Genomic DNA, 21,251 nt, shown 5'->3' on the forward strand with positions numbered 1-21,251 from the left:
TAAGTGTTACCGTTATGCGTATATTTGCCTGATACTATTTTGCTTATTACAATTTTATGGAAAACAAAAGCCGCCTGCAAACATTTCTGCCTCATATTATCATTTTACTTATATTTATTGCCGTTACCTTCATTTATTTCCCTCCGGTACTTCAAGGCAAAATACTCATGCAGAATGATATTGTGCAGGCCAAGGCGGCTGCCAGAGAAGTTGCTGATTTCCATGACAAAACCGGACGCTGGCCTTTGTGGACCAACACGATGTTTGGCGGCATGCCTGCTTACCTGATTGGCACCGACTATCCGAATAGCTGGAGTACCGCCATTGGCCGTTTAGTAACCAATATTCTCCCTGAGCCCGCAAATTTACTGCTAATCTCGCTAATTGGCTTCTATATTCTGCTGATAAGTTTAAATTTTAATGTCTGGCTGGCAACAATAGGTGCTGTTGCCTTTGCTTTTTGTTCTGCTAATCTTATTAACATAGAAGCCGGACATAGTTCTAAAGTAATTGCCATTGCTTATTCGCCTCCAATTATAGCTGGTGTTATATTAGCTTACCGGGGCAAATATTTACTAGGCGGTGCTCTTACGGCCTTGTTCCTTGCACTACAACTATATGGCAACCACGTACAAATTACCTATTATTTATTTCTTGCCTTAGGCTTATACGGCTTATATAGGCTCTATTTTGCTATCCGGGAAAAAAAACTTGCCCAGTTTGGCATAGCTTCAGCTGTGCTGGCGTTAGCAGTAGTACTTAGTATAGGTTCGCATGCTTCCAGAATACTCACTACCTATGAATATTCCCAGGAAAGTATACGGGGTAATTCTGAATTAACACAGCCTTCAAAAGATGGAGAAAAGGGTTTGGATAAAGAATATGCGTTCAGATGGAGTTATGGCATTGCCGAAACATTCACCTTGCTTATTCCTAACTTCTATGGCGGAGCTACCCAAGGCGAGGTTAGCACTTCTTCCGGCTTTTATAAAGCCTTGGTATCTAACGGTATAGCACCTAACCAGGCCGTACAATATTCTTCTCAGGTACCTTTATACTGGGGCGATCAGCCTTTTACCGGCGGGCCTGCCTATGCGGGAGCTATCATTATCTTCTTGTTCGTATTAGGCTTGTTTATTGTAAAAAGTCCGGTCAAATGGTGGATATTGGCCGTAACAGTACTTTTTATCCTCTTTACCTGGGGCAAAAACTTTGCTGCATTCAACTACCTGATTTTCGATTTGTTGCCTGGGTATAATAAATTCAGGGCCGTAACCATGGTTATTGCGGTGGTGCAAATATTCCTTTGTGTACTAGCTATAATGGCGGTACGTGAGATTGTTCAAGAAAAACTCACCTGGCACTATTTAAAGAAACCTCTTGCCATTAGTGCCGGGCTTACGGCAGGGTTAGCTTTATTACTCGGCCTGTTCGCAGGTGCTTTCTTTGATTTCGCCGGAGCTTCCGACGCACTATCACAGTACCCAGCATGGCTTACCGAAGCTCTTCGCGACGACCGCAAGTCGTTCTTTCAGCGAGATGCCTTCCGGGCGGTTTTCTTCATACTAGGTACAGTAGCTTTACTTTGGGCATATGTGCAAAACAAAATAAAGATTACTGTTTTGTATGCAGGCTTGCTGGTACTAGTATTTATAGATATGTTCACCGTAAGCAAACGGTACTTAAATAATGATGATTTTGTCGTAAAACGCCGCGCACAAGAGCAGGTACAGGCTTCAGAAGCCGATCTATTGATTAACCAGGATAAAAGTATCTACCGGGTTATTGACCTGACTGATGGGATTAGCGGAACCGTTAACAGTGCCACTGCTTCCAGGTTCCATCTGTCGGTAGGCGGTTATCATGGGGCTAAGATGAAGCGTTATCAGGAAGTACTGGATAGTGTAATGCTCCAGCAAATCCAGAATTTTGCTGTACAACTTCAGCAGCAGCAAAGCTATACGCCCCAGATGCTTCAAGGATTATCTGTGCTGAATATGCTGAATACGAAATACTTCATTCTGGCTCCTTCTTCACAAGGAGTAATTACCAATACATCGGCCTTGGGCAATGCCTGGTTTGTAGATGAATATAAACTAGTACCTAATGCCAATGCGGAATTACAGGCTATCCGGAATTTTAATCCGGCAAATACCGCTATTATTGATCAACGGTACCAGAGTTTATTAAATGGCCTGACTATTTCGCCAGACAGCAGCGCCTCCATACGCCTAACCAACTATGAACCCGATTATCTGACCTATGAATCCAACACCGCCAGCCCTCAAGTAGCTGTGTTCTCTGAAATATTTTACCGCGGCAATACCGACTGGCAAGCATATATTGATGGGCAACCAGTACAGCACTTCCGGGCAAACTATATTCTGCGGGCCATGGTAGTACCTGCCGGAAAGCATAAAATAGAGTTCCGCTTTGAACCCAAAACCTATCATCAGGGAGAAACCATTGCCTTAATCAGTTCTATTTTGTTATTTGGCGGAGTAGCTGCTGCTTTCTTTCTGGAATCACGCAAGAAAGGAAACCAACAAAGCTGATTTTGCAGTCCATTTGGTTATTGCTAAACTTTTATAGAAGCACAGCTATAACCTGTGCCTCTTCTATAATATATCCATAACACTCCCCTGTGCTGGTACGTATACTATCTTCCGCACATTGTTATTTTTTACCTAGAAACTGTTCCATGGAGTGGTTAGAAAATCTGTTCAGCCAGACATATATTAATTCTCTGCAAATCACTATCCGCTTATTTTTGAGTATGCTGCTGGGTGGCTTTATTGGTTGGGAACGCGAAAGCCGCCGGCAACCTGCCGGGTTACGTACGCACATACTTATTTGTATGGGATCTACTTTATTAATGATTACGTCTATTTACATACCTCAGACTTTTCAGAATTTTCAGAACGGCGATCCTGGCCGTATAGCAGCTCAGGTAGTATCTGGTATTGGTTTTCTGGGGGCCGGGGCTATTTTCAGATTGGGCGTAAACATTAAAGGGCTTACAACAGCCGCTACTATATGGGTAGTGGCCGCTATTGGCCTAAGTGTAGGTGCAGGCATTTATTCAGCAGCCCTTATAGGCACTGGTTTTATCTTGTTTGTGCTTACGTTCCTTACTAAAGTAGAGAAGAAATACTTTACCGATTTCCATTACAAAGAACTGCAGATCCATTTTAACACAGCCCGTATAGAGACCGATGCTGTTTTTGCAACCCTTAGCAGGTTCCGTATAAAAACTGTATCCCTTAATATATTACAGTCGAGAGACAAAAAACGCAGCAAGATGAAATTGGTTATACAGTTTCCTGACAAAACCGACCTGAAGCAGTTATACAAGGAACTTAACACTATTAACCACGTTACCCAGATTCATTTGGGGCAAGATTTTTAGAAGCTGATGCGTCAAATTTGCTTGCATTCAACTATATATAAATTTTCAGGTAGGTGTCTGCCAGTGAATCAAAGCTAATGGGAGAGATAGTTCGCACTAACAAAGGCATTCTCTGGAATTTGTTGATTACTGATGAAGGGCATAACTTCCGGAAGAAAATCAGCTAGGGTTTGCAGATGAATGCATCCGCAGTTTCCTGGAAAAGATATGTTTATATAAACATGTAGCTGACTAATACAGGCAAGCTAAAAAACAAATATGTCCGGAACTGTATTTTTTACAATTCCGGACATATTCTCAAACTTTGATTTTTCTTAGATATGTACTGCCACAAATTCATCTACTGATTCCCAGGGCCGGTTCGTATGCGTATTGTCGTTTACTACTTTTATACAGTCTCTGGCTTTCATAAATTCTACAATTTTTTCGCAGCCTCTCTTCATGGAATGTACGTTTTGTTCGCCTTTCCAGCTAACGTGTAATACTTTCGTTTCTGAATTATAACCAATTTCAAAGTTCGCTTCTTCAAAAAGTACTTCTGTTTTCATGGGTGTTTAATTTGCTTTATTGGTTAATCGAAATAGCCGGTTTTTGTATTTCCTGTTTGTACATGGTACAAAGCCACTTCTTGGAAATATTAAATAAATGTTAAGATTTGAAAGTGCTAAACTACACATTATTTAATATATAATAAAAGAATAAAACCCCTTGCATTATTACATGCGACTGTTATCTATATAAATATACACCAAAAGGCTGGTTACATATTTCTGCGGTACTGGCCACCTACTTCATATAAAGCTTGTGATATCTGGCCCAACGAACACACTTTACTTGTTTCCATTAATTGTTCAAAAATATTTCCGTTGTGAACAGCTGTATGCTGCAAGGCTTGTAGCGCCTGGCCAGATACCTGTGCATTCCTCTGGTGAAAAGCCTGAAGCGAACGGATGGCATATTCCTTCTCCTCACTAGTAGAACGGATAACCTCCGCTGGAATAATCGTAGGCGAGCCTTTGGGGTCCAGGAAGGTATTGACCCCCACAATGGGTAGCGCACCGTTGTGTTTTAACGTTTCATAGTATAAGGACTCTTCCTGAATTTTAGACCGCTGATACATCCGCTCCATAGCCCCTAGCACACCTCCCCTCTCTGAAATGCTCTTAAATTCATTTAAAACAGCCTCTTCTACTAGGTCTGTTAGTTCTTCGATGATAAAAGAACCTTGTAGCGGATTTTCATTTTTAGCCAGTCCCAACTCCTTATTAATAATTAGCTGAATGGCCATGGCCCGCCGGACAGATTCTTCGGTAGGAGTTGTAATGGCTTCATCATAGGCATTGGTATGCAGCGAATTGCAATTGTCGTAAATGGCATACAAGGCTTGTAGAGTAGTACGAATATCATTAAAAGCAATTTCCTGGGCATGCAGCGAACGGCCAGATGTTTGAATATGATACTTTAACTTTTGCGACCGGTCGTTGCCTTTGTATTTGTATTTCATGGCTTTAGCCCATATCCGCCTGGCAACGCGGCCTATTACAGAATACTCCGGATCGGTTCCGTTAGAGAAAAAGAAAGACAAATTAGGGGCAAAGTCGTCGATGTGCATGCCCCGTGAGAGGTAATATTCTACAAAAGTAAAGCCATTTGCCAGCGTAAATGCCAATTGTGTTACCGGATTAGCACCCGCTTCGGCTATGTGGTAGCCAGAGATAGATACTGAATAAAAGTTGCGGACAGCCTTATCTATGAAATATTGCTGAATATCGCCCATCATGCGGAGGGCAAACTCAGTGGAGAAAATACAGGTGTTCTGCGCTTGGTCTTCTTTAAGGATATCTGCCTGCACGGTGCCCCGCACAGCTTTTAGGGTATTGGCCTTTATTTTTTGGTAGACATCTGTAGGCAATACCTGGTCACCGGTAACACCCAGCAGTAGCAACCCTAATCCATCGTTCCCTACAGGCAGGCCACCCTGGTAAGACGGGCGTGGCAGGTTTTTTTCTTCATAAATGGCATTTATTTTTTCTTCTGTTTCTTGCTCTAACCCATGTTGGCGGATGTATTTTTCGCATTGCTGATCTATGGCTGCATTCATAAAAAAACCCAGGAGCATGGGTGCAGGTCCATTAATCGTCATGGAAACAGAAGTGGCCGGATGCGATAAGTCGAAGCCGGAATAGAGTTTTTTGGCATCATCCAAGGTAGCAATGCTTACGCCTGAATTCCCAATTTTGCCATAAATATCAGGCCGATGGTCGGGATTTTCGCCATATAAAGTAACAGAATCGAAAGCTGTGGAAAGACGCTTGGCTGGCAATCCGTTGGATACATAGTGAAAGCGGCGGTTGGTACGTTCGGGGCCGCCTTCACCAGCAAACATACGGGTAGGGTCTTCTCCTTCACGCTTCAGTGGGAACACACCTGCTGCATAGGGAAATTCGCCCGGCACATTCTCTGTAAGTAACCATTTCAGTATATCCCCCCAGTTTTCATATTTTGGTAGGCTCACTTTTGGAATCCGCAGATGCGATAAGGATTCAGTATATAAATCTTGCTCGATTACCTTATCCCGAACCCGGTACTGGTATTTTTTGGAGGTGTAGCGTTTTTTAGTTTCTTCCCAGTTCTTAAGTAGATCACGGCATTCAAAATGCAGCTTGGCTTCTACATTTTCGTAAATAGCTTCAAGTTCTTTAGTTATACTCTCATTTGCTACCCCTGTTTCTCCCGCACGGTTCTTTAGCAAAGTAAGGGTGTCTTTCAGCCCAAAAAGTTGCCTGGCTATCGTGCATTGTTCTTGCACAAACTGCTGATAAGCTACACTATTTTCAGCAATTTCTGCCAGATAGCGTACCCTGTCTGGCGGAATAATATAGGTGGATGCAGGCGATTGTACAATTGTTGCAGCTAATTTTCCCGTACTCCAGCCAGATTGTTCTGTTTTTTCACCTATCTTCTGCATCAATTTCCGGTATAAGATATTGGTGCCTGCATCATTAAACTGGGAGGCAATGGTACCAAATACCGGCAGATTTTCATCGGCTACTTCCCATAAATTATGGTTGCGTTTATATTGTTTGCGTACATCCCGCAGGGCATCCAGGGAGCCTCGCTTATCGAATTTGTTAATGGCAATTACATCGGCAAAATCAAGCATGTCAATTTTTTCCAGCTGGGTAGCGGCACCGTATTCACTGGTCATCACATACAAAGACACATCGGAATGTTCCGTAATTTCCGTATCTGACTGCCCAATGCCTGATGTTTCCACAATAATAAAATCATAGCCGGCTGCCTTGCAAATATCTATGGATTCCTGCACATACCTGCTCAACGCCAGGTTGGACTGCCGCGTAGCCAGTGACCGCATGTACACCCGAGGATTATGAATGCTGTTCATGCGGATGCGGTCGCCAAGTAAAGCTCCTCCGGTTTTGCGTTTAGAAGGGTCTACAGAAATAATGGCAATGGTTTTTTCCGGGAAGTCCAGCAGATACCGCCGTACCAGTTCATCTACCAGAGAAGATTTGCCAGACCCACCAGTGCCGGTAATCCCTAATACAGGAATCTTCTTTTCCTGAATAAAACTGGCTAGTGCTGCGTGTAACTGGCGGGTTTCTTCCGGATAATTTTCTACCATGGAAATAAGAGACCCAATCACTTTCGGATCTTTTTCAGGTAGATGGTGTACTTCTCCATTGAGTGGAGGGGTTTTGGTAGGAAAATCACATTGCTGCAATAAGTCATTGATCATTCCTTGCAAACCCATCTCCCGGCCATCGTCCGGAGAATAAATCCGGTTGATGCCATAGGCATGTAGTTCTTCTATTTCGGATGGAAGGATGGTGCCGCCCCCGCCGCCGAAAATTTTTATGTGGCCAGCGCCTTTCTCGCGCAGCAGGTCATACATATATTTAAAAAATTCTACATGGCCGCCTTGGTAAGAAGTAATAGCAATGCCTTGAACATCTTCCTGTATTGCACAGTCTACAATTTCAGCTACTGAACGGTTGTGCCCCAGGTGAATTACCTCTGCGCCGGAGGCTTGTAAGATACGCCGCATAATATTGATGGCAGCATCATGGCCATCAAAGAGTGACGCAGCGGTAACAATACGTATATGGTGAGTAGGTTTGTAAGCGTGTAGTTGCGTGGTTTGCATCGGTTGACTGAAGTGTTGGTCATGCAAAGGTAGCACTTTTTGAGGGAAAACTTGGAGAGAATAGAGAAGCTGGGTAAGAATACAAAAGCCGCTCTGGAAAGCGGCTTTTGTACTAGGTAATAGGATCGTATCTGCTATTTCTTTTTCTTCTTCTTTTCGGTGGCCGGGGAGGCAGCGCCAGCTGGTGCTTCAAGAGCAGGCTGGGTTGAAGGTGCCGGAGCCGTTACTACTGGTACTGGTTCACCGTTAGTATCCAGTTCTATTATTTCAAACCCTAATCTCTCTAGTCCTGGCTTTACTAGTTCTTTATCTCCTACAACAGCAATAGCCATTTTGTCCATTGGCAGATGTTTCCCGGCTAAACTATTAATTTCCTCTTTAGTCATGTTTTTCAGAATCTCGTTCTGCTGCTTCACAAAATCTTTATCCAGATCGTACTTAATAATGTTAGATAAGAAGCCTGCTTTCTGGCCTAGCGTTTCATACTTCAACGCTTGCACCTGGCCTATAGAGTTTTTGGTAAAAACAAGCTCATCATCTGTAATACCGCTTTTGTTAAAATTGGTAAGTTCTTTTACTATTTCTACTACAGAACTATCGGTAGTATTGGCTTTTACACCAGCTGAGACGGTATAAGGCCCAGGAATTTTTGAACTATCAAAGTAAGACCAGGAACCATAGGTATACCCTTTGTCTTCCCGCAGGTTCAGGTTGATACGGCTGTTAAAAGATCCGCCCAGCGAAAAATTCATCAGTCCCATCCGGTAATATTCACCAGTCGCATCAAAGGGAATATTGGTTAAGTAACCTACCCGTATTTCAGACTGTGGAGCTTGTTTTTTATCTACCAGATAAATTTTGGCTTTTTCTACCGGTGCAGAAGCAGCTAACGTAGGCATTTGTACTTCTTTAGCAGACCAGTTTTTCAGAAAATCTAATTTGGCAAGCGCAGCTTCTTTGGTAATGTCGCCTACAATAACCAATTCAGAAACAGAGGGAGAATAATAACTGGCGTAGAACTTCTGCACATCTTCCAGGGTAATGGCTCCTACTGTTTCCATGGTACCTTCTGTTGGTACGCCAAATATGTGGCTTTTACCATAAACGGTTTTATAATACACATTATCTGCTATACTGGAAGGAACATTTTCTTCTCCCTTAATACTTTCCAACTGTTGCCTTTTTATCCGTTCAAAATCCTCCTGAGAGAATTTAGGATTGAATAGCTTTTCTTGCATAAAGGCAAGTGTAGCATCCAGGTTTTTTACCAGTGATTGTACACCAATGGTTGTTCCGGTTTTACTGGCATAGGTATATATCGTGCTACCCAGTTTATCCAGTTCATCATTCATCTGTTCGGCGGTATATTTCTTAGTGGATTCGCCTAGCAGTTTAGCCGTTAAGGAGGCTATCCCAGCTTTTTGAGGTTCGCTGGCAGAAAGCATATGGCCACCATTAATAGTTAACTGCAGATATACCATGGGTAGTTCGTCGTTGCGGGAGCCTATTACTTTCATACCATTGCTGAACTTATCCGTCCAGAACTCCGGCACATTTACTACTGGATTAGCCCCGGAACCGGGTCTTTTGCTGCGGTCGAAGGTATCTTTTCCTTTTACATAGGTTAAACTTTCATTAGGATCGTTTACCGATTTGTATTCTTGCTTGGGTACCTTATAATTATCTGGCTTTGCGGCTGCAATTACATTCCCGGATTGGTCTTTAGTAAGCACACTCAGCACAACAGCTTTTTTACCTTTCATGTACTGATTATATACCCGCAGTACATCGGCTTTAGTAACAGCCCTGTACGCTTTTAATTCCTGCATCAGGTAGTTAGGATTGTCTCTGAAAGTTTCATAATACGCCAGGGTAGATACTTTTCCGCCGACACTTTCCAGCTGTTTAATTTTATTGGCTTCATACTTGGCTTTGAATTTCTGTATGTTTTCGTCTGTTACACCGGCTTTCTCAAATTCTACCAGGGCCTCTCTCATTTCAGTTTCAAACTCTGCCAGCGATTTTCCGGGAAAGGGCAATACAAACATGATAATTTCTCCGGCCAGTTCATTGTTGTTGTTAAAAATGCTTGACTGGATAGCTTTCTGGGTTTTAACGAATTTCTGATACAGAAAAGAACTTTTACCTTCGCCTATAATATCGGCCAGGCAACTCAAGGCAGGCTCATCTGGGTGCCCGGAAGGTACGGTTGGAAAATCAAACACCAGTGCCGGAAAAGGTGCATTGTTATCTACATAGGATATGTACCGGTCTTCATTGAGAACAATAGGCGCTTGCTTATCTTTGGCTACCGCAGGGCCTTTGGGTATACTGCCAAAATATTTCTCTACCATGCGTACAACTTCTTGTGGCTTTACATCGCCGCCCACTGTTAAAGTAGCATTATTAGGGCCATACCAGCGGAGAAAGAACCGTTTCAAATCATTGACATCTGCCCGGTCCAGGTCTTCCAGGTAGCCAATTACCGGCCAGGCGTAGGGATGGTTATAGGGATACAAGGTTCTGGAAAGATTCTCCCATATTGGCCCATAAGGTGCATTATCTACGCCTTGTCCACGTTCATTTTTTACGGTAGCCCGCTGAATCTCGAATTTTTTCTGCGTAACCGCATCCAGAAAGAAACCCATACGGTCGGCTTCCAGCCATAACATCAGTTCCAGCTGGTTGTTGGGTACGGTTTCATAATAGTTTGTCCGGTCGTTGTTGGTGGACCCATTCAGCGAACCACCCGACTCAGTAACAATTTTAAAATGCTCTTCATCGGCCACATGGTCGGAGCCTTGAAACATCATGTGCTCAAAGAAATGGGCAAAACCGGATTTGCCTACCTCTTCCCGGGCAGAGCCTACGTGATAGGTAACATCTACATGCACTACTGGATCGGAGTGGTCTTCGTGAATAACTAATTTTAATCCGTTGGGTAATACGTATTTCTCGTAAGGGATCACCAGTTCATTGCCTTTCTTCGTTACTTTTTCTACCAGTTTCGTCTGGCCGAAAGCCATAGTGATAGACAGCAAGCTTAGTATACCTACTAGCTGAAGGTTCTTTTTCATAAGCATTGAGATTTAGGGATGGAAGTTTGAATACTTTCTGAATATAAATAATTTAATTATCTGATACACAGGAAATATGATGAAGCGTTTAAATCTTTTTAGCTTGGGACTATTGTATACTAGCAGGCAATAAATTAAGCATACTAAGCCGCTCATTACTAACGGTTTATAAAAAAAGTGTGTATTTTTAAAATGAATAGTTCTGGTAAAAAGAAAAAAGCCGCTGGATGAGCGGCTTTTTTTATGGATGAATAGCTTACTGCTTACGATTTCTTCTTTTTCTTCTTTTCTGTGGCTGGAGAGGCGGCTCCGGCAGGCGCTTCCGAAGCTGGCTCGGCAGGTGCAGGAGCTACTTGCGGAGTAATTAGGTTGCCTTCAAAATCCAGTTCTACTACTTCATAGCCTAGTTTTTCCAGCCCTGGTTTCACCGATGCTTTATCTCCCACTACCAGAATATTCATTTTTTCGATAGGCAAGTGTTTTTTTGCTAATGCATCTATTTCCTCTTTCGTGATATTTTTCAGGATTTCATTCTGCTTTTTCACAAAATCTTTATCCAGGTTATATTGGATGATGCGGCTAAGGAAGCTTGCCTTGTCGTAGCCTGTTTCATAGTTTAGGGCATCTCTCTGGCCGATGGAATTTTTAGTGAAGGCAAGTTCCTCCTGCGTAATGCCGCTGTTGCGGAAATTAGTTATTTCTTTTACAAACTCTACTACGGCACTATCTGTAGCGTTACCTCTTACCCCGGCAGATGCGGTGTACGGTCCTGCTAACTTAGTACCTGAGAAAAATGATCTGGCTCCATAGGTATACCCTTTATCTTCGCGCAGGTTCAAGTTAATACGGCTATTGAAAGCACCGCCAAGTATATAGTTCATAATGCCGGATTTGTAATATTCTTCCGTTGCATCATATGGCATTGCTACATAACCCATCCGTATTTCTGACTGGGGTGCTTTTTCTTTGTCTACCAGATAGATTTTGGTTTTGTCTATTGATTTGTTAGGGCTTAACTCTGGAAGTTTCACATCTTTTTTCTCCCATTTATTCAGGAAAGCCAGCTTAGGCATTACCTGGTTCTGCTCCATATCTCCTACGATTACCAGGTTGGTTACGGTTGGAGAGAAATAGCTCTTGTAAAAATTCTTTACATCGTCCAGTGTAATGCTCTTTACAGTGGTTTCAGTGCCACTCATGGGTACAGCCCGGATGCTACTCTCGCCAAATAACAGTTTGTTGTATACTTTGCTGGCAATAACTGTTGGCTGCGTGTTCTGGTTAGCGATCCCTTCCAATTGTTGCTTCTTCAATCTTTCGAAGTCATCTTGTGCAAACTTAGGGCGGTACAATCTTTCTTCAAGTAGCTTTAGGGTAGCATCAAGGTTTTTCACCAGCGATTGTACTACGACAACCGTATTTTCCGGCCCGGAAGAGATAGATATGCTGCTGCCTAATTTTTCCAGCTGATTACTCATCTCTTCGGCTGTATAAGTTTCAGTATCTTCATTCATCAGCGAAGCGGTAAGGGAAGCAATACCTGCCTTAGAAGGATCAAAGGCTGATAAGTTATGGCCACCCTCTATGGTAAACAACATAGTAACAGTAGGAATCTCGTTATTTTTGGCACCTATCACTTTTATTCCATTCTCAAAAGTATCTGTCCAGAAAGGAGGTACGTCTACTACTGGGTTTTTACCTGGGGCAGGCCGCTTGCTACGGTCAAAATTATCTTTCGCTTTTGCATATTTTAAGCCTTCATATCCATACTCCGGCGCATTGTAATTGTCTGTAGAAATCTTGTGGTTATCAGGTGCGGCAGCTGTTAGGTTCTGCCCTTTAGGCAATACACTCAAAATCACGGCTTTTTTGCCTTTGAGGTATTTGGTATACACCCGCATTACGTCTTCTTTGGTAATAGCCATGTGCCGCTTCATATCCTTCACCATATAATTAGGATCTCCGGTAAAGGTCTGATACTGGGCTAACTGCGAAACCTTGCCAGCTACTGCAGATAAAGAGTTTATGGTACCTGCTTCATAGCTTGCCTTAAAGCGGTTCAGGTCATCATCTGTTACCCCACGTTTCTCAAATTCCAGTAAGGACTGGCGAATAATAGCTTCCATACTATCTAAGGTTTGGCCCGGATAAGGAAGTATAGTAAAAGTAAACTCACCGGCTAGTTCAGATGCCGGATTAGAAGCATTTGCCTGAACAGCTTTCTGGGTAAGGGTTAAATTTTTATATAAAATAGAGTTTTTCCCCTGGCCTAAAATTTCAGCTAACAAATCCAGAGGCGCTTCATCGGGGTGGTAATTGGGTACAGCCGGGTAAACCATCCTCAGCATAGGAAAACGGATATTGTCTTCGTAGGAAATATAGCGGTCTTGCGCCAGTACTGGTGCAGGAAGTCTGGTAGGTTTTACTTCCGGGCCTTTGGCAATAGGACCAAAATACTTCTCTACCAGTTTGATTACATCTTTAGTGTTTACATCGCCGCCTATGGTTAAAACAGCATTGTTAGGGCCATACCAGCGGAGAAAGAAATTCTTCAGATCATCTAAATTTGATCTGTCCAGGTCTTCCAGGTAGCCAATGGTAAGCCAGGAATACGGATGGCCGTAAGGATACAAATGTTTAGACGTATATTCCGAAACCAATCCGTATGGACGGTTGTCGTAATTCTGGCCACGTTCATTTTTTACGGTAGCCCGCTGAATCTCGAATTTTTTCTGTGTAACGGCATCCAGCAGAAATCCCATGCGGTCGGCTTCCAGCCACAGAGCTGTTTCCAGCTGGTTGCTGGGAAGGGTTTCAAAATAATTTGTCCGGTCGCGGTTGGTTGTTCCATTCAAGGTACCACCAGCCTCACTTACAATTTTAAAATGCTCTTCATCGGCCACATGGTCGGAGCCCTGAAACATCATGTGCTCAAAGAAATGAGCAAAGCCGGATTTGCCTACTTCTTCCCGGGCAGAGCCTACATGATAGGTTACATCTACATGTACCACCGGGTCGGAATGGTCTTCATGCACAATTACTGTCAATCCATTGGGCAGTACATATTTTTCGTAAGGTATAAGGAGTTCATTTCCTTTACGGGTTACTTTTTCTACTAGCTTGGTCTGCGCCTGTGCCCAGGTAAATATACAGACACAAAGCCATACAGTAAGGTTTAGTTTTTTCATTAGTATAGTTAAATAGTAAGTAGCATAAACTAGTAATGTTACTACAAAACAGCCATATTTTCAATACGTTTTGTACTATTTACTTTATTTTTTACACGAGCGGACTTTATACAGGGATGAGTGCCAGAGAAAGGTAGGGAAATGAAAAGAGATTAAATACGGAATAGAAAGACAAGCTTGTTAGCCAGCATGGAAATAAACTTTAAACACGGTTCCTACACCATATTCACTTTCTACTTCTATACTTCCGCCATTGTTTTCGATAATCCGCTTAATAATATATAATCCTATGCCGGTGCCTTCCACATGGGTATGAAACCGCTTGAACATGGAGAAAAGCTTTTCCTGCTGATTGGGTTTCAGACCAAGTCCATTGTCTTGTATACACAGTACCACACGGCCATCTTCCATTCTGGTGCTAATTGTTATCTGGGGCATTCTATCCGGAGAACGGTATTTAATTGCATTAGAAAGCAAATTATATATAATACTGCGGAGGTTTTTGCGGGCATAAACCAGTTCCTGCACTTGCAGATCCATAGTTATTCTTGCCTCGGCACTCTCTATCAGGTTCCGGATGTCTTCTGTTACATCGTGTAGCACATCTGCCAATAACAAGGGTTCGGTATGAATGTTTTTTTCCTTTTGAACCTTGGTAATTTCAGCCAGATCGCGTATGGTGCTTTGTAATTTGTTAATCGATTGCTGCACCAGGGTAAGTAACTGATCTTCTACTGGTCCCAGCTGCTTTTGAAGTTTGCGCCGGAGCATGGTGCTGAGCCCTTCCAGGTTGGCGATAGGCGCTTTCAGGTCATGTGAGGCCGTGTAAACGAAGCTATCCAGGTCGTTATTAATCTGGGTGAGTTCCTGATTTTTGCGGCTCAGTTCCTGGTTGATGTACGATAGTTTCTGCCGGGCAGTAACCAGTTCGGTAACATCTACAGCGAAAAGCATAATGGCTTCTATCGCATCCATTTCATTCACCAAGGGTTGAAATACGATATTAAAATAATGCGTAACCAGGTTGCCATCCAGGTTCCGGTCTATGACCAGGGGCATTTCTTTGCTAGAAAAAGGTTTGCCTGTCCGCAGAACTTCCTCAGTTATGTCCATCAGAATTTTGCCTTGACGGCCTGGATGCGCCTCTTTCACCGTTTTACCCAGCAGGTCCCGGTTTTCATACATATCCTGTAAGATCGGGTTAACCAAGATATATTTCTTTTCGGATGCTTCTATCAGCCCTACAATGGCTGGTACTTGTTCAAATACTTTTTGAAGCAGCAAGGCATTCTTTTTTATCTTGTTTTCAGCCTCCTTAATTTCAGAAATATCAATTACAGACCCGATATAGCCAATGAACTCCTGATTGGTATGGAACCGCGGACTCCCAGTAGATACTACCCATTTGTACCCTTCTGTCATGTGTTTTAGCCTGTATTCGAGCCGGAAGGGAGCTTGCCGGCGATTGGCTTCCAGGTAGATTCTGGCTGATTTTTCGCGGTCGTCGGGATGCATAGCTGCCTGCCATCCTCTGCCTAACCCCTGTTCCAGAGTTTGCCCTGTAAAAACCAGCCATTGTTTATTTAAATAGGTGCATTGGCGGTCTGCATCAATAATCCAGATCATTACCGGGGCACTTTCCGCCATACTCCGGAAGCGGGCTTCACTTTCCGACAGGGCAGCTCTGGCTCTTTTATCTTTGGTAATATCGCGTACTTCTATAACCGTGGCTACCGGAATACCGGCTTCAAAAATAGGGCGGGCAGCACAGGTTACGTTAAAAAATTCGCCTCCTTTTCGGATAAATACATCTTCGTGGGCCCGCATTGCATTATTAGTAGGCAAAGCTCTGTCTATGGGGCATTCCGACAAAGGATAAGGCGTACCATCGGGGTGTGTATGATGAATCATGTTATGCAAGGGCTGCTGACGGATTTCTTCAAAGGTATACCCCGTCATATGTTCGGCAGCCGGATTCATAAATGTGCAATAGCCGTTAGCATCCATCATAAACAAAGCTGCCGTAGCATTATCAGTAATGGTTTGCTTCAGGTGGTTGGATTTTCTGACGTTCGCTTGCGAAATACCTATAAACAGGACCAATATGGCCAGTAGAATCCCTCCCTGCAGAATAAATGCCGGTAGGTCGGTATGCGTAGCAGTTTCAAAAGCAGGCAGTGAAGTAAAATACAACGTCCAGGTATTGCCGGCAATTTGGGAGGTAACGGTATTTTGATAGTAGCCTTGTTTTTTTTCCTGCAGATAATGGGCAATGGTATCTGTATCGAACAACAAAGAAGCAATTGTAGGCTTGGTTCCGTCGTACACTTCAATATCAATATCTGTATACTCATTTCCTAGAATAGCTTTGAACAGATCCTGGGACCGGAAAGGGCAATAGACGAAGCCTTTTAGTAATCTGCGCCTGTCTGTGGTATTTTCCAGATGAACCTTTCCTTCATAAACCGGCAAATAAATTAAAAAACCGGGTTGTCTATCCTTTTCATTCTCTTGTATCAATTGTACTTTGCCAGATAATACCGGATCACCAGAGTCGCGGGCGCGTTCCATGGCTTCTCTCCGGCGAGGGTCGCTAAACATATCAAACCCAAATGCCCGTCGGTTGCGCCCGGTAAAAGGTTCAATAAACGAGATAGGTGTATATATTTCCCTTTTGCCTTCAGGAAATATTATGTAATCAGGGGCCTCTTCTAGTTTTTCTGCCTCTACCTGCGCTATATGCTGGGGTAATTCATCAGACCTGAGATAGGGAGCAAACCCTATGCCTTGTATACCTGGATAATTTTCTTCTATCTGCAGCCACTTTACATAGATTGCCCAGTCGCTTCTGGTTACTGATTCGGAGGCTTTATAAAGTGCTTTTCCGCCTTTCAGTATCTGAATATAATCCCGCATCCGGTTTTCAATATCTACCTGGACCTGCGAGATTTTGAGATTAAACAATTTTTCGTTCCGTTCCTGTACCCGTTGGTAGGTTTCCTGGTATACAAGCAGCGTGAGCAACAAGACTATTACGAAGGAAGCAATGGCGAGGTAATAATAATTAAAAAAATAGCGTATGCGGGTGAGTTTCATCTTATTCCTCTGCTCTGCCAAAAATCAGGTGGTCGTACTAATTGCTTGACGGTCTTGTGTGAAACAAACGTCAATTACCTATATAGTGTTTCTATAAACCGGAAAAGCTGCTACAATCCGCAGCAGCTTTTCCGGTTGGGCAAATATACGCAAAAGTTCTAACTAAAATACCTGAAATCGTGGCCTCCCTTCAGCTGGACCAGGAACTCATACATGAGCCGGATCACGTTCTCTACATCTTCCTGATGCACCGTTTCCACGGTAGTATGCATATATTTAAGCGGCAAAGAAATAAGCGCTGAGGCCACCCCAATATTGGAATAGGCAAAGGCATCCGTATCGGTACCGGTAGCTCTGGAAGCAGAAGCCCGCTGAAACGGAATTTGCTTCTGTTCTGCTACATCTATAATCATATTGAGCAGATTATTTTGCACGGCCGGGCCATAGGTAAGCACCGGACCTTTGCCACATGCCTGATCGCCCTGTTCCATTTTTTTGTACATAGGCGAATGCGTATCGTGGCATACATCGGTAATAATGGCTACATCCGGCTGCAGGTGATGGGCAATCATTTCAGCGCCTCGAAGCCCAATTTCTTCCTGTACAGCATTTACAATGTATAACCCATAATCCAGTTTGTTGGCATTTTCATGGATCTGTCTGGCTACCTGAGCAATCATATAACCGCCTATTCGGTTGTCCAGGGCACGGCCTACATAGTATCGGTCGTTCATGGTCATAAAGCCTTCGGCAAAGGTAATAACAGAGCCTACGTGTATGCCCAGGTTATGTACTTCTTCTTTATTTTTACAGCCGCAATCAATAAAAATGTTTTTCAGGGTAGGTACTTCATCTTTATCTACATTGCGGGTATGAATAGCCGGCCATCCAAATACACCTTTTACTATCCCTTTTTTGGTATGAATGTTTACCCGCATAGAAGGGGCAATCAGCGCATCTGATCCGCCATTGCGGCGTACATATATATAGCCTTCATCTGTAATAAAATTAACAAACCAGGAAATTTCATCGGCGTGTGCTTCAATTACTACTTTATAACGGGCTTTTGGGTTAATAATGCCTACAACCGTGCCGTAGGTATCTACCATGTATTCATCAATATAGGGCTTTATGTATTCCAGCCATAGCTTTTGTCCGGATGCCTCAAATCCGGTAGGCGAAGCGTTATTGAGGTATTTTTCTAAGAATTCTAATTTATCCATTAATCTGGCGTTGAGTTTAATTTATAACAGATGAGTAGGGTGCATAATTTTATTAAACTATCCGAAAGTAAAAGTAAACATTTACCGAAAATAATTTTACAAAATACCTCATTCATAATTATTTATTAGCCACTTACTCATTAGTGCCACAGCTAGTTACCTAATATAATAAGCAAAGAAGCAACTTTTACCTCAGCTGAATGGCTTACGTAAAACCAAGCTATGCGCTACATGCATCTCCTCCGGCAAATGTATCTGCCCCTACTCTATTTATTGACTCATCTCTGTATTCTTTTCATTCAGTGTATATTTGATCAAATGATCGGAAACATTGGCTTTTAAATACCCACAGATAATTTTCTGGATATCCCGGTTGTGTGCATACGGTTTTATATACCCTCTTATCTGTGCCAGGCTAGGCTGTTCATCCATTTCTTCGAAATAGCCAAAACCTTTGTATTTACCCCCTTCTATACAAACCACTGACTTTTCGCCACGGCTTCTGCCTCTGCCCACAATAACAAAATTCTCTTTGCTAAAGCTAAAACTATTCACAGCTTCCTGTACCCGGGCATTATATTCCTCGGCTGATTCGTGTCCGATACAGGCTCCTTTGCAGCGGCGCAACTGAAAATCGAAGCAAGGACCTTTTATCTTATGCAGGTCACACATTTTCAGGCAAAGATTAAACTTCTCTACCTGCCGGTATAAGAATCCCTGTGCCCGTTGGTAATTCTGCAAAACTACCAGTGGTTCGTCGCCCACGCGTATCCGGTCGAAATAAAGGTGGAGGTAGCCATTTTTATCTAATTCCTGGTAAATGCCATACAAGCCGCCGGTCCGTTTCTGAGCAGAGTTATATTTGGGTTTTATCCGCTTTATTTCATCTGACTCCAGCAGCAAGGCTACCAGTTCGCTACCCGTCACTTCATAACTGATGTCGGTAATGCTGTTCTTAAACTCAATGGATTTACGGCTCTTGTAATCCATAGCAAAGTGACTGACAATACGCTTTTTAATATTCTTGCTTTTGCCTACATAGATTACGTGGCCATGGGCATCATGAAAATAATATACGCCTGTTTCTTCCGGAAGGGCCATTACCTGCTCAGCTCTAATTTGCGGAGGCAAGGTCTGTGCTTTTATTTCGTCATCGATGAGGTCAATCAGCTCGTGTGGTTTCTCTAACTTCAGTATTTTGTCGAATAATTTGCTGGTAGCTTCTGCATCGCCGTAGGCGCGGTGGCGGTTGGTTAATGGAATTTTTAAGCTGCTACAGAGTTTACCCAAACTATACGATGGAAAGCCAGGCAACAATTTCCGGCTTAGCCGCACAGTACATAAGGTTTTCCGCTGGTAGTTATACCCCAGGCTATGGAACTCTGATTTCAAAAATGAATAATCAAAGCGAACATTGTGGGCAACAAACACTTTTCCTTCCGTAAACTCTACAATGCGGCGGGCTACTTCATGAAATCTGGGTGCTTCCCGTACCATTTCGTTGGTGATGCCGGTAAGCTGCGTAATTTCATAGGGAATAGACCGGCCAGGGTTTATCAGGGAAGTGAATGAATCTACTACCTTCTGGCCATCGTGCAGGACTATAGCTATCTCGGTAATCTTATCTTCGGTTGGCCGGCTCCCGGTAGTTTCAATATCTACTATGGCGTACAAAACTGCTGATGTTAAAATGGACTGTTCTTATACTCTAAGTTACAATACTGCCTGTAAAGTTCAAAGCCTAAGCATAACAGCTACGCTACAAAACAGGGTCTGGAGCCGGCACATTGAGCAAAAGAATAATATACCTTAACGAGGCTGAAACCATCCGGACGCAAAAGACCTGTTATAAGGGCAATAGGTTATTTAGATCTATATTGGTTTTCCACAGTATATAGATTCTCTCCAGAGAGTACTTTTCGACTTACTGCGGCTATGCCTTACATCAAATTTTAGTTTGAGCTACTCACTTGTTGCCGATTTATACTAATTTTAATCGTTATATTTATCCTACGAATTTTACCTGCACTATTACCCTGGCAACATGGCAAAGAAATCTGGCAACGTCCCAAGAAAAACCAAACGCAGTTCTAATGGAAATAAACGGTTACTTATCCTGTTAGTGCTGTTCATTGCTATATTTCTCATTTACAATAATGCTGATAAGTTGAATTTGCCCTCGTTGAAGGAGGGCACTGTTGTACCGGCAGAGAAGAATGAAAGAAAAACGTCAGCCAGTAAAAAACCTTCTGCTGAAAAAAAACCTGATTCCCAGGCAGCTTCCCCTAACAAAAAAAGCACAGGTTCTACTAAATCTTCGTCTGGCAAAACGGCAACCAAAAATGCTTATGCACCAGATTATACGTTTGAAAACAACAAAGACTTCTCTCTTCCTACATACACCAAAAAAGACCAAATTATCTGGCATGAAGGGTATACGCTGTGTTATGTAGAAGAGTATGAACAAGCTTCCTGGGTTTCGTACAGACTTACAGCTGCCCAGATAAAAGGTAAAAATGAACGGGAAAACGACTTCCGCCCCGATCCGGAAGTGAGCTCTGGCTCAGCTGTACCCGACGACTACCGCGGCTCTGGCTACGACCGTGGGCACCTGGCCCCGGCAGCAGATTTTAAATCGTCCGCTGTTCTTATGTCGGAATCTTTTTTTATGAGCAATATGAGCCCGCAAGAGCCTGATTTCAACCGGGGTATCTGGGAAAAGCTGGAATCCAGGGTACGTACCTGGGTAAAGCGGGATGGCGCCTTATACATTGTAACCGGCCCAGTATTAAAGGGAAAAATGGCCTATATCGGCAAAAAGAACAAGGTGGCCGTTCCAACTATGTATTACAAAGTGGTTCTGGATCTGAAAGAGCCGGAAGTTAAAGCCATCGGTTTCCTGATGAAAAATGAAGGTTCTAATAAATCGTTGCAATCATTTGCCGTAACCATAGATGAAATAGAAAAAGAAACCGGCCTGGACTTCTTCCCGCAGTTGCCCGACGATATGGAAAAAACCCTGGAAGGCTCACTGGATGTAAAAATGTGGTTTAGCCGGGGTAACAAAGATGAGCTGGCAGAGTAAGGGCA

The 21,251-nt window shown here is 43.1% G+C and carries 10 protein-coding genes; 3 read left to right on the top strand and 7 right to left on the bottom strand.

All coding sequences use genetic code 11. From position 1 onward, the window contains the following. The first annotated feature begins 56 nt into the window (after positions 1 to 56). Positions 57 to 2,555: a glycosyltransferase family protein gene (locus Q0590_RS05675; RefSeq protein ID WP_302036527.1), complete on the top strand. Its 2,499-nt coding sequence runs from the start codon at positions 57 to 59 to the stop codon at positions 2,553 to 2,555. Positions 2,556 to 2,701: 146 nt separating this feature from the next. Continuing rightward, entirely contained in the window at positions 2,702 to 3,409 is a 708-nt protein-coding gene (locus Q0590_RS05680) for an MgtC/SapB family protein (RefSeq protein WP_302036528.1), read from the top strand. Positions 3,410 to 3,723: 314 nt separating this feature from the next. On the opposite strand, the gene Q0590_RS05685 is transcribed toward Q0590_RS05680, so the two are convergent. The 7 genes from Q0590_RS05685 to Q0590_RS05715 all read right to left on the bottom strand — a co-directional run bounded on the left by Q0590_RS05685 (position 3,724) and on the right by Q0590_RS05715 (position 19,835). Further along, positions 3,724 to 3,957, bottom strand: coding sequence for a hypothetical protein (locus Q0590_RS05685; RefSeq protein ID WP_302036529.1), 234 nt, complete (start codon positions 3,955 to 3,957; stop codon positions 3,724 to 3,726). A gap of 212 nt (positions 3,958 to 4,169) precedes the next feature. Continuing rightward, positions 4,170 to 7,577, bottom strand: a complete 3,408-nt coding sequence (locus tag Q0590_RS05690; RefSeq protein WP_302036780.1) for a methylmalonyl-CoA mutase family protein — start codon at positions 7,575 to 7,577, stop codon at positions 4,170 to 4,172. 134 nt (positions 7,578 to 7,711) lie between these two features. Beyond that, the gene (locus tag Q0590_RS05695) at positions 7,712 to 10,654 is read right to left on the bottom strand and encodes a M16 family metallopeptidase (protein ID WP_366970314.1); all 2,943 of its coding nucleotides are present in this window, start codon (positions 10,652 to 10,654) and stop codon (positions 7,712 to 7,714) included. A 263-nt stretch (positions 10,655 to 10,917) separates the two neighbouring features. Then, entirely contained in the window at positions 10,918 to 13,842 is a 2,925-nt protein-coding gene (locus tag Q0590_RS05700; protein ID WP_302036531.1) for a M16 family metallopeptidase, read from the bottom strand. Between the two features lie 180 nt (positions 13,843 to 14,022). Next, on the bottom strand, positions 14,023 to 16,938 hold the full coding sequence (locus Q0590_RS05705) for a CHASE domain-containing protein (protein WP_302036532.1): 2,916 nt from the start codon (positions 16,936 to 16,938) through the stop codon (positions 14,023 to 14,025). Between the two features lie 158 nt (positions 16,939 to 17,096). After that, a complete protein-coding gene (locus tag Q0590_RS05710; protein WP_302036533.1) occupies positions 17,097 to 18,161 on the bottom strand; it encodes a M42 family metallopeptidase in 1,065 nt (354 codons plus the stop codon). A gap of 270 nt (positions 18,162 to 18,431) precedes the next feature. Beyond that, positions 18,432 to 19,835 carry an exonuclease domain-containing protein gene (locus Q0590_RS05715; protein WP_302036534.1) on the bottom strand — a complete coding sequence of 468 codons (1,404 nt, stop codon included), beginning with the start codon at positions 19,833 to 19,835 and terminating at the stop codon, positions 18,432 to 18,434. Positions 19,836 to 20,205: 370 nt separating this feature from the next. Here Q0590_RS05715 and Q0590_RS05720 point away from each other — a divergent pair, with 370 nt between their 5' ends. Then, entirely contained in the window at positions 20,206 to 21,246 is a 1,041-nt protein-coding gene (locus Q0590_RS05720) for a DNA/RNA non-specific endonuclease (RefSeq protein WP_302036535.1), read from the top strand. The last annotated feature ends 5 nt before the right edge of the window (positions 21,247 to 21,251 follow it).

Origin of the sequence: Rhodocytophaga aerolata, from assembly GCF_030503435.1 — a bacterium.
GTDB lineage: Bacteria > Bacteroidota > Bacteroidia > Cytophagales > 172606-1 > Rhodocytophaga > Rhodocytophaga aerolata.